The sequence below is a fragment of the Kitasatospora sp. NPDC091257 genome (assembly GCF_044757675.1).
Classification (GTDB): domain Bacteria; phylum Actinomycetota; class Actinomycetes; order Streptomycetales; family Streptomycetaceae; genus Kitasatospora; species Kitasatospora lactacystinica.
In genome coordinates this window covers 1-9,965 of sequence record NZ_JBIVVI010000196.1, presented here as the reverse complement: position 1 = coordinate 9,965, position 9,965 = coordinate 1, and the positions used below count along the sequence as shown (strand labels likewise).

The window sequence follows — 9,965 nt, the reverse complement described above, 5'->3', positions numbered from 1 at the left end:
GTCGGCTGTCGGAGGGGGTCCGGGCGGGGACCCGGTCTCAGGCAGGTCGGACTACTGCTGTCCGATCGTCAGATCGCCATGCCGTAGACAATGGTGAACAGGGTGCCCAGTGATCCGATGATGAACACGCCGGTCAGTCCGGCGACGATCAGTCCCTTGCCCTGTTCGGCGCCGAAGCTGTCGCGCATCGCGGTCGCACCGATCCGCTGCTTGGCCGCGCCCCAGACCGCGATGCCGAGGCAGAGGAGGATGGCGACGGCCATGATGACCTCGACCATCACCCGTGCCTCCGACCCGAGGGTCGCGAACGGCCCCCAGTCCGGGGCGATTCCGCCGATGATGGTGTCGATGTTCGGCTTCTTGGGGGGGTCCTCGGCCAGGTGGCCGACCGCATTGGTGTGCACGCTGCTCAGGTTCATTTCCATCTCACCGCCCGATCAGGCAAATTCAAGGGCCCGGACCCGGCCCGCGCGAAGGGTCGGTACCTATTCTTGGCCAGATCTGATGTCGACTTGGCTACTTCTCGCGAATCGGTCGTGAGGCATCGGACACGTACGCGAGGATGTACACCGTACGAAGGATAGCGCTCACTGTTCGTATCTCTGATGATTGCGGTGAGCAACGCCTTCCGGGACACTTCGACTGACGATTCGTCGGGATGGTGCTGATGGTACTCCGGAAGGCCGGTACGGCCGCCGCCGCTGCGGGAGTTGTTGCGTTCGGGTTCATCGGGCTGGTGACGATGGGGACTTATGCGGCAAGTGGGACGCCGCAACAGGCGGCGAATCGTTCCGCCCTCTCCCCCGGAACGGTCCCCGCGGCCTACCAGGATCCGATCCAGAAGTGGGGCGCGCTCTGCGCGGAGATCTCCCCGCCGATGCTCGCGGCGCAGCTGTACCAGGAGAGCGGTTTCGACCCCAGGGCGCGCTCCGGGGTCGGGGCGCAGGGCATGGCGCAGTTCATGCCGGGCACCTGGTCCGAGTACGCCACCGACGGCAGCGGGGACGGCAGGGCGGACGTCTGGGACCCGCTGGACGCGATCGCCTCGGCGGCGACCTACGACTGCGCGATCGCCAAGCGGGTCGCGAAGGTCCCGGGCGACCCCCAGGCCAACCTGCTGGCGGCCTACAACGCCGGCGAGGGCGCGGTGGAGAAGTACAACGGGGTGCCGCCGTACAGGGAGACCCAGGGCTACGTGCGGAACATCCAGGCGATGGCCCGCAGCTTCACGGCGCCCGCCTCGCCGACCGCGCCGCTGGAGGTGTCCCCGCAGTCGTCGGCCGCGATCTACTTCGCGCAGACCAAGCTCGGCACCCCGTACCTGTGGGGCGGTGAGGGCCTGCCCTCGCAGAGCGGGCGGTTCGACTGTTCGGGCCTGACCCAGGCCGCGTTCGCCAGTGTGGGCATCACCCTGCCCCGGGTGGCCAACGACCAGTGGTACGCCGGGCCGCACCCGTCGCGCGATCAGCTGCGGCCGGGCGACCTGGTGTTCTGGGCGACGGACCTGAGCGATCCGCGGAGCATCCACCACGTCGGGATCTACGTGGGCGGCGGGTACATGATCAACGCCCCGCACACCGGCGCGGTGATCCGCTACGACAAGATCGACACCCGGGAGTACATCGGCGCGACCCGGGTCACCTCGGACGGGGCCCAGGCTCTGCCGACCCGCAACAACGACGGCGCGGTCAACGCTCCGTCCCGCCCGGGCGGGACGGAGCCCACCGCCCCCGCGGGGAACCAGGGCGGCACCCAGGGCCTCCCCCAGGGCGGCGCGCCGGGAAGCGCCCCGGCGACCCCCGCCCGGTCGGCCGTCGCCGCCCCGCCCGCACCGGCCGGGCCGGCTCCCGCCGGGGCGGGTCGGTAGGTGCGGTGGGGCCGGGGCGGCGGGGAGCTGTGTGCGCGCTGTGGACGCTGAGTCAAGTTTCCATAACCGCGCGTTTCCGTGGAACGCTGTGTCCCGGTGATGACGTTGGGTCCGGTGGTCCCTCGTCAGCTTTCGGCGCCGGGCGGGCCCCGGCGGGAACGTACAGGTGCAGCGGACCAGAAGGAGGTGCGGCGTGTCGACGCCGCTTGCCGACACGACCAACCCCGACCTCGACCTGCTCTACGCCGTCAACGGTCTGGCCAAGCGCTCCCCGCAGTGGCTGGACCACCTGGTCTCGTGGATCGGCGAGTACGGCATCCTGATCGGCCTGGCGATGCTCGGCCTGGTGGCCTGGCTCCAGGCCAGACGCCGGCCGGACGCGCCGGTGGCGGTGGCCGGGCTGCTCTGGGTGCCGCTCTCGGTGGCCGTCGCCGAGCTGGCCAACCTGCCGATCGCCGCGATCGTGAACCGCCCGCGTCCCTTCGTCGACCATCCCGGGCTGCTGGTGCTGGTGGACGGCAAGGCCGGCACCCACTCCTTCGTCAGCGACCACTCGACCATGACCATGGGTGTCGCGGTGGCGCTGTTCCTGGTGAACCGCAGGCTGGGCTGGATCGCCGGCGGGCTGGCCCTCCTCCAGGGCTTCTGCCGGATGTTCATGGGCGTCCACTACCCGACCGACGTGATCGGCGGCTTCGCGCTCGCCGTCGCCGTGGTGCTGCTGCTGGCGCCGATCGCGATGGCGGTGCTGGTGCCGTTCTGCCACGCGCTGAGCCGCACGGCGGTCGCCCCGCTGATCCGGGCGCCCGAGCGCGGCGGTGCGGCCCGCGTCGGGGCCGGTCCGCGCGGCCGTCGCCGCGGGCGCGGGGCGGTGCGGGCCGGGGAGCAGCCGCCGGAGTCCGACCTCGCGGCCTGACGCCGTCTCCCGGGCCCGGCGCCGCGCAGGTGTCCTGGGCCCGGTGGGATCAGTCCGGTCCGGCGCCGTTCTCGGCGAGGTGGTCGGCCCCCTCGCGGCGGGCCAGTTCGCGCGAGCGGCGGGCCGGGGAGTACCAGCCGCAGCTGCAGGTCGCGAAGGCGAAGGATCCGCGCTCGCCGACCGCGAGGCGGTGTTCGGGCATCCGGGCGGTGCCGGGTGCCGTCGGCAGCTCACTGTGCACGTGGTTCACGGTAGCGCCCGCACCGGCCCCCGTAACTCTTGGCGTCCCAACTCGTTTGCCCGGAAAGAGCTCTGCCCGCCCGGTGGTGGCCGGCGGGGCAGTCGGGCCCGAGGGGGTTGTCGCGAGGATGAAGATGACCGACCAGCAGCGCACCGGACGGTCGGCACGCCGTCCGGGTCCGCACCTGCGCTCGGCGGCCGGGGCCGCCCTGCTCGCCGCCGTCCTGGCGGCGGGGGCCGCCGGCTGCTCCGGCGGCCCCGTCGACGGCTCCTCCGACCAGCAGTCGGGCGCCCCCGACCAGCTCGCCGCGGACGCGCTGACGGCGGTGCGCAACGCCCCCGACATCACCGGCCGTACCGGCTCCGCGCACGCCGCGACCGAGCTGGTCACCGAGTCGACCGAGAAGAAGGCCTCGTTCAGCGGCACCGGCGGCTACGACTACGTCAAGCGGATCGGCCGGCTGGAGGTCCAGGTGCCGCCGGGTGCGGCGACCACCGGGAAGATCGTCGAGGTGGTCCTGCCGGGCACCGTCTACCTCCAGAACAGCGGTGCCAAGGTCCCCGCGGGCAAGTGGGTCAAGCTGGACGTGCGCCAGCTGCCGGACGGCAACCTGGTCAGCAGCGGGGCCACCGACCCGGCCTCGGCGGCGGGGGCGCTGCGCGGGGCGCAGAAGGCGGAGGCGGTGGGCACCGAGACCGTCGACGGGGTGGCGCTGCACCACTTCCGGGGCACCCTGGACCTGGTGAAGGCGGCCGACGCGACGGGCGGCAGGGGCGGGGACGGCCTGCGGACGGGCGCGCAGACCTTCACCGTCAAGGAGGTCCCGTACGACGCCTGGCTGGACGACCAGGGCCGGCTGCGCAAGGTGGTCGAGGTGTTCACCTTCGCCGGGGTGGCCGGGTCGAAGGAGCCCAGGGACCAGGTGAAGGTGACGTCGACGACCTCGCTGTCGGACTTCGGCAAGCCGGTGGAGGCGGCCGAGCCCTCGGCCTCGGACATCTACCGGATGAAGCCCACGGAGAGCCCGAAGTAGGGCTGGTCCGACACGCCCCGGGCCGCCGGGGCAGCGCTCCGGCGCGGGGGCGAGACGGGGTGCCGCCGGGGCGGGTGGCCGTCCGGGGAGCGACTGCCACCCGTTTCGGCGGCGCCGAGATGGCCCGTCCGTGCCATGTGGACGGGCCCCGAAGTGCCTAGGCTGGACTCCGGGTGGCTGCCGCCCGGGCTGGCGAGGCACTGAAGGGGTGGTGCAGGTGGTGTCGTCCACGGGCGGCCGCAGCGGCGGCCACGACGACGCGGCCCTCGACGAGATCGATCTGGCCGGCGAGCTGATGATCGCCGCGACGGCCAGCTCCGGCGACCGGCTGCCGACCGAGCGGATCGACGAGGTGCTGCTGGACCGGTCCGAACCCGGGCAGTGCGACCGGGAGGCCGACGGCTAGCGGGCTCCGGACGCGACGCGGCCCGGGTGCGCCGCGGGCAAGGTCCGCTCCGGGAGCGACGCGCCCCCGGAGCGAAGCGGTCGGCCCGGCGGCTCAGCTGCGCAGCAGGCGGCTGATCGCGGCGGTGGCCTCCGCCACCTTGGCGTCCAGTTCGGCGCCGCCCTCCTCGGCGGCCGCGGCGACGCAGTGCCGCAGGTGCTCCTCCAGCAGGGAGAGCGCGAAGGACTGCAGCGCCTTGGTGCCGGCCGAGACCTGGGTGAGCACGTCGATGCAGTAGACGTCCTCGTCGACCATGCGCTGGAGGCCGCGGATCTGGCCCTCGATCCGGCGCAGCCGCTTGAGGTGGGCGTCCTTCTGCGCGCTGTAGCCGTGCGGGCCGTGGTGCCCGGCCGGGGCCGGGCCGGCGGGCGGCTCGGTCCCCTGCGCGTGCTCCGGCTCGCTGCGCGCTTGCGTCGTGGTCATCGGCCCCGCCTTCGTCTCAGTGCCTGGTGGCTGCGTCGGCCACAAGTGTCCAACACCGGGGCCCTCCGTGGTGTTCCGACGGCCGTCCCGGCATGTGCCGCGGGGGCCCTGGAGGGGGCTCCCGGCGGTTCACCCGTCTGAGCGGCGCCCCGTTCTCCGGTACGCACGACGGGGACAATCCGGGCGAGGTTCCGTCAGACTGGGGCTCGCGTCCACGTGTGGTGGTGCGCCCGGATCAGCCGGTGCGGCGACCGAACGGAAGGGGAGGTTCCGGCTCCTTCCCCGACACCCCGTTTGCGTGATTGCGTTCGGTTGCACCTAGCATCGTTCAGTCCCTACCCCGCACATCGGAGATTTCCGTGCGTTTTAGCCTGACCCCGAAGGAGACGAGCTTCTACGACATGTTCGCCGCCGCGGCGGAGAACCTCGTCGTCGGATCGAAGCTCCTTTTGGAGCTGCTGGGATCAGACGTGTCGGCCCGTGCGGAGATCGTCGAGCGCATGCGCGCCGCCGAGCACGCCGGGGACGACACCACCCATGCCGTCTTCCACCAGCTGAACTCGTCCTTCATCACGCCCTTCGACCGCGAGGACATCTACAGCCTCGCCTCGTCGCTGGACGACATCATGGACTTCATGGAGGAAGCCGTCGACCTGGTCGTCCTCTACGACATCCAGACCCTGCCGAAGGGCGTCGAGCAGCAGATCGAGGTACTGGCGCGCGCCGCGGAGCTCACCGCCGAGGCGATGCCGAACCTGCGCAGCATGTCCAACCTCACCGAGTACTGGATCGAGGTCAACCGTCTGGAGAACCAGGCCGACCAGATCCACCGCAAGCTGCTCGCCCACCTGTTCTCCGGTCAGTACGACGCCATCGAGGTCCTCAAGCTCAAGCAGGTCGTGGACGTCCTTGAGGAGGCGGCGGACGCGTTCGAGCACGTCGCCAACACGGTGGAGACCATCGCCGTCAAGGAGTCCTGACTCCCGTGGACATGGCAGCACTCATCGCCGTCATCGGCGTTGCGTTCTTCTTCACGTACACCAACGGCTTCCACGACTCGGCGAACGCGATCGCCACGTCGGTCTCCACCCGGGCGCTCACCCCCCGGGCGGCGCTGGCGATGGCCGCGGTGATGAACCTGGCGGGCGCGTTCCTCGGCAGCGGCGTGGCGCACACCGTCTCCCAGGGGATCATCGAGACCCCCACCGGCAACCAGGGGATGGCGATCCTGTTCGCGGCCCTGGTCGGGGCGATCGCCTGGAACCTGGTCACCTGGTACTTCGGCCTTCCGTCCTCCTCCTCGCACGCGCTGTTCGGCGGCATGGTGGGCGCGGCCCTGGCCGGCGGCACCGAGGTGATCTGGAGCGGGGTCCTCGACAAGATCGTCATCCCGATGTTCGTCTCGCCCGTGGTCGGCCTGGTCGGCGGCTTCCTGGTGATGCTGGCGATCCTGTGGATCTTCCGCCGGGCCAACCCGCACCGGGCCAAGCGCAACTTCCGGGTCGCCCAGACCGCCTCGGCCGCCGCGATGGCCCTGGCGCACGGCCTCCAGGACGCCCAGAAGACCATGGGCATCGTGGTCATGGCACTGACCATCTCCGGCCACCAGTCCGGCAACGGCATTCCGGTCTGGGTGAAGATCTCCTGCGCGACGATGCTCTCGCTGGGCACCTACGCGGGCGGCTGGCGGATCATGCGGACGCTCGGCCGAAAGATCATCGAGCTGGACCCGCCGCAGGGCTTCGCCGCCGAGGCCACCTCCGCGACGGTCATGTACATCTCGTCGTTCGTCTTCAAGGCGCCGATCTCCACCACCCACGTGATCACCGCGGCGATCATGGGCGTGGGGGCCACCAAGCGGATCCGCGCGGTGCGCTGGGGCGTCGCGAAGAACATCGTGCTCGGCTGGTTCATCACGATGCCGGCGGCCGCCGTCGTCGCAGCGCTGATGTACTGGTTCGTCCACCTGTTCTGGGGCTGACGGCCCCGCAGGACGCACGGACGGACAGGGCCCGCCCCCACATCTCGGGGGCGGGCCCTTTTCCATGTCCCGCGGCGGCACCGCCATGCAGCACCGCGGGACAGCTCGCGATCCGTCACGCGTCCCGGCGCCTCGGCGCCGCCCGTGACGGGCTCCGGTCTAGCCGAAGCGGCCGGAGATGTAGTCCTCGGTGGCCTGGACCTGCGGGTTGGAGAAGATCCGCTGGGTGTCGTCCAGCTCGACCAGCTTGCCCGGCTGGCCGACGCCGGCCAGGTTGAAGAAGGCGGTGCGGTCGCTGACGCGGGCCGCCTGCTGCATGTTGTGGGTCACGATGACGATGGTGAACTGCTCCTTGAGCTCGCCGATCAGGTCCTCGATGGCGAGGGTGGAGATCGGGTCGAGCGCGGAGCAGGGCTCGTCCATCAGCAGGACCTGGGGCTCGACCGCGATGGCGCGGGCGATGCAGAGGCGCTGCTGCTGACCGCCGGAGAGGCCGGCCCCCGGCTTGTTCAGCCGGTTGTGGACCTCCTTCCAGAGGTTGGCGCCCTTCAGCGAACGCTCCACCACCTCGTCCAGCACGGACTTCTTCTTCACGCCGGAGAGCCGCAGACCCGCGATCACGTTGTCGTAGATCGACATGGTCGGGAAGGGGTTCGGGCGCTGGAAGACCATGCCGACCGAGCGGCGCACGGCGACCGGGTCGACGTTGGAGGCGTAGAGGTTCTCGTCGTCCAGGAGGACCTTGCCCTCGACCCGGGCGCCCGGGATCACCTCGTGCATCCGGTTCAGGGTCCGGAGGAAGGTGGACTTGCCGCAGCCGGACGGGCCGATGAAGGCGGTCACCGAGCGGGGCTCGATGCTCATCGAGATGTCCTCGATGGCCTTGGTGGTGCCGTAGTAGGCCGACAGTCCGCTGACGTCGATGCGCTTGGCCATGATCGTTGCTTCTCTCGTCTGTCTCGTACGTCAGTCGGTCGCTCAGTGCCCGCCCTTGGGCGAGCGCCAGCGTGCGATGCCCCGGGCGACGAGGTTGAGCCCCATCACGAAGGCGATCAGCACCAGCGCCGCGCCCCAGGCACGGGCGTAGCCGAAGTCGTTGTTGACCTGCGAGTACTGGGTCCAGATGTACATCGGCAGGGACTGCTGCGGTCCGTCGAACGGGTTGTTGTTGATGTAGTCGGCGCCGAACACCAGCATCATCACCGGGGCGGTCTCGCCCGTGATGCGGGCGACCGCGAGCATCACACCGGTGGTGATGCCGCCGATCGCGGTGGGGAGGACGATCCGCAGGATGGTCTTCCACTTCGGCACGCCGAGCGCGTACGAGGCTTCGCGCAGCTCGTTCGGGACGAGCTTCAGCATCTCCTCGGTGGACCGGACCACGACCGGCATCATCAGGATCGCCAGCGCGAGGCTGCCCGAGAAGCCGGAGTAGCTGAAGCCCAGGGCGAGGTTCCAGAGCGAGAGGATGAACAGACCGGCGACGATCGACGGGATGCCCGTCATGACGTCGACGAAGAAGGTGACCGCCTTGGCGAGCGTGCCGCGGCCGTACTCGACCAGGTAGACGGCGGTCAGCAGCCCGATCGGGGCCGCGATCGCGGTGGCCAGGGCGACCTGCTCCAGGGTGCCGATCAGCGCGTGGTAGATGCCACCGCCGGGCCCGGACTGGATCACGCCCTTCATGGAGTGGCTCAGGAAGTTCCCGTCGACCACTCCGATGCCCTGCTGGACGGTGTAGAAGGTCAGGGCGACCAGGGGGACGACGGCCAGGATGAAGGCGACCCAGACCACCGAGGTGGCGAAGCGGTCCTTGGCCTGCCGGCGGCCCTCGACCCGGGCCGAGAGGACGTAGCTGATCAGGACGAAGAGCAGGGCCGAGATCAGGCCCCACTGGAGGTGGCTGGCCAGCCCGCCGGCCACGCCGATCCCGCAGCCGAGGGCGATCGAGCCGACGGCCACGGCGGCCGGGGCCCACTTGGGCAGTCGGTTGGCGGTCAGCGGACGGCCGACCGGCCGGGCGTCCTCGATGACGGCGGTGACGGTCATGCGTTGGCCCCCGAGTACTCCTTGCGGCGGGCGATGATCAGTCGCGCGGCACCGTTCACCAGCAGGGTGATGACGAACAGGACGAGGCCGGAGGCCATCAGCGCGTTGCGGCCGTTGTCACCGGCCTCGGCGAACTTCAGCGCGATGTTCTGCGCGAAGGTGCCGCCGCCCGCGTCGAGGATGTGCAGCGACAGGACGTTGCTGGCGGAGAGCACCACCGCGACCGCGATGGTCTCGCCGAGCGCGCGGCCGAGGCCGAGCATCGAGGCCGAGATGATGCCGGGGCGGCCGAACGGCAGCACCGCGGTGCGGATCATCTCCCAGCGGGTCGCGCCGAGCGCGAGCGCCGCCTCCTCGTGCATCCGCGGCACCTGGCGGAACACCTCGCGGGAGACCGCGGTGATGATCGGCAGGACCATGATCGCCAGCAGGATGCCGACGGTGAACAGGTTGCGCGGGGTGCCGGTCCTGGTCTGGTCGAAGATGTACGTCCAGCCCAGGTAGTCGTTGAGCCAGCTGGTCAGGCCGTCCATGTGCGGGACCAGGAAGAGCGCGCCCCAGAGGCCGTAGACGATGCTGGGGACGGCGGCGAGCAGGTCGACCAGGTAGGCGAACGGCTGGGCGATCCTGCGCGGCGCGTAGTGCGAGATGAACAGCGCGATCCCGATGGCCACCGGGACGGCGATCGCCATCGCGATGACGGCACTGACGATGGTGCCGATGGCCAGGACGGCGATGCCGAAGACGGGCTTCGGGGCGTCCGGCGTCCACTCGAAGCTGGTGAGGAAGTTGCCCTCGTTGGTGGTCAGGGCCAGGACCGACCGCCAGGTCAGGAACGCGGCGATGGCGGCCATGACGACCAGCAGGAGGATGCCCGAGCCCCGGGCGAGGTTCATGAAGATCTTGTCGCCGACCCGGCTGTCGCGCGGCCGGCGTTCCCTGCCTCATTGCCGCTCCCCCGCGCGCAGTTCGGTGGCGATCTGGCGCCGGCCGGCGACCAGCGTCTCCAC

General features: G+C 70.8%; 12 protein-coding genes. 6 read left to right on the top strand and 6 right to left on the bottom strand.

What is annotated here, in order from left to right; genetic code table 11:
* Positions 1–68: 68 nt before the first annotated feature.
* A complete protein-coding gene (locus ACIQOV_RS12260; protein ID WP_359914191.1) occupies positions 69–419 on the bottom strand; it encodes a hypothetical protein in 351 nt (116 codons plus the stop codon).
* 239 nt (positions 420–658) lie between these two features.
* Between ACIQOV_RS12260 and ACIQOV_RS12255 the strand changes: the two genes are divergently transcribed.
* Complete coding sequence (locus ACIQOV_RS12255; protein ID WP_401047815.1) at positions 659–1,867, top strand: NlpC/P60 family protein; 1,209 nt, start codon at positions 659–661, stop codon at positions 1,865–1,867.
* Between the two features lie 193 nt (positions 1,868–2,060).
* Positions 2,061–2,783, top strand: coding sequence for a phosphatase PAP2 family protein (locus ACIQOV_RS12250; protein ID WP_359914186.1), 723 nt, complete (start codon positions 2,061–2,063; stop codon positions 2,781–2,783).
* 49 nt (positions 2,784–2,832) lie between these two features.
* On the opposite strand, the gene ACIQOV_RS12245 is transcribed toward ACIQOV_RS12250, so the two are convergent.
* On the bottom strand, positions 2,833–3,024 hold the full coding sequence (locus tag ACIQOV_RS12245; RefSeq protein WP_380546947.1) for a hypothetical protein: 192 nt from the start codon (positions 3,022–3,024) through the stop codon (positions 2,833–2,835).
* 133 nt (positions 3,025–3,157) lie between these two features.
* On the opposite strand from ACIQOV_RS12245, the gene ACIQOV_RS12240 reads away from it, so the two are divergent.
* A complete protein-coding gene (locus ACIQOV_RS12240) occupies positions 3,158–4,057 on the top strand; it encodes a hypothetical protein (protein WP_401047811.1) in 900 nt (299 codons plus the stop codon).
* A 217-nt stretch (positions 4,058–4,274) separates the two neighbouring features.
* Entirely contained in the window at positions 4,275–4,463 is a 189-nt protein-coding gene (locus ACIQOV_RS12235; protein ID WP_359914178.1) for a hypothetical protein, read from the top strand.
* A 93-nt stretch (positions 4,464–4,556) separates the two neighbouring features.
* Here ACIQOV_RS12235 and ACIQOV_RS12230 read toward each other — a convergent pair whose 3' ends face one another.
* Positions 4,557–4,925, bottom strand: coding sequence for a metal-sensitive transcriptional regulator (locus ACIQOV_RS12230; protein ID WP_401047808.1), 369 nt, complete (start codon positions 4,923–4,925; stop codon positions 4,557–4,559).
* A gap of 359 nt (positions 4,926–5,284) precedes the next feature.
* Between ACIQOV_RS12230 and ACIQOV_RS12225 the strand changes: the two genes are divergently transcribed.
* Complete coding sequence (locus tag ACIQOV_RS12225; protein ID WP_359914173.1) at positions 5,285–5,905, top strand: DUF47 family protein; 621 nt, start codon at positions 5,285–5,287, stop codon at positions 5,903–5,905.
* 5 nt (positions 5,906–5,910) lie between these two features.
* Positions 5,911–6,906 (top strand): anion permease, encoded by a 996-nt coding sequence (locus ACIQOV_RS12220; RefSeq protein ID WP_401047805.1) that lies wholly within the window; start codon positions 5,911–5,913, stop codon positions 6,904–6,906.
* A 159-nt stretch (positions 6,907–7,065) separates the two neighbouring features.
* Here the strand turns inward: ACIQOV_RS12220 and pstB are convergent, their stop codons facing one another.
* The 3 genes from pstB to pstC are packed head-to-tail and all read right to left on the bottom strand — an operon-like array spanning position 7,066 to position 9,851.
* Positions 7,066–7,842 (bottom strand): phosphate ABC transporter ATP-binding protein PstB, encoded by a 777-nt coding sequence (pstB, locus tag ACIQOV_RS12215; protein WP_359914169.1) that lies wholly within the window; start codon positions 7,840–7,842, stop codon positions 7,066–7,068.
* A gap of 42 nt (positions 7,843–7,884) precedes the next feature.
* The gene (gene pstA, locus ACIQOV_RS12210) at positions 7,885–8,955 is read right to left on the bottom strand and encodes a phosphate ABC transporter permease PstA (RefSeq protein ID WP_401047802.1); all 1,071 of its coding nucleotides are present in this window, start codon (positions 8,953–8,955) and stop codon (positions 7,885–7,887) included.
* Positions 8,952–9,851, bottom strand: coding sequence for a phosphate ABC transporter permease subunit PstC (pstC, locus tag ACIQOV_RS12205; protein ID WP_401047799.1), 900 nt, complete (start codon positions 9,849–9,851; stop codon positions 8,952–8,954). The genes pstA and pstC overlap by 4 nt, the downstream gene beginning before the upstream one ends.
* Positions 9,852–9,965 lie beyond the last annotated feature (114 nt).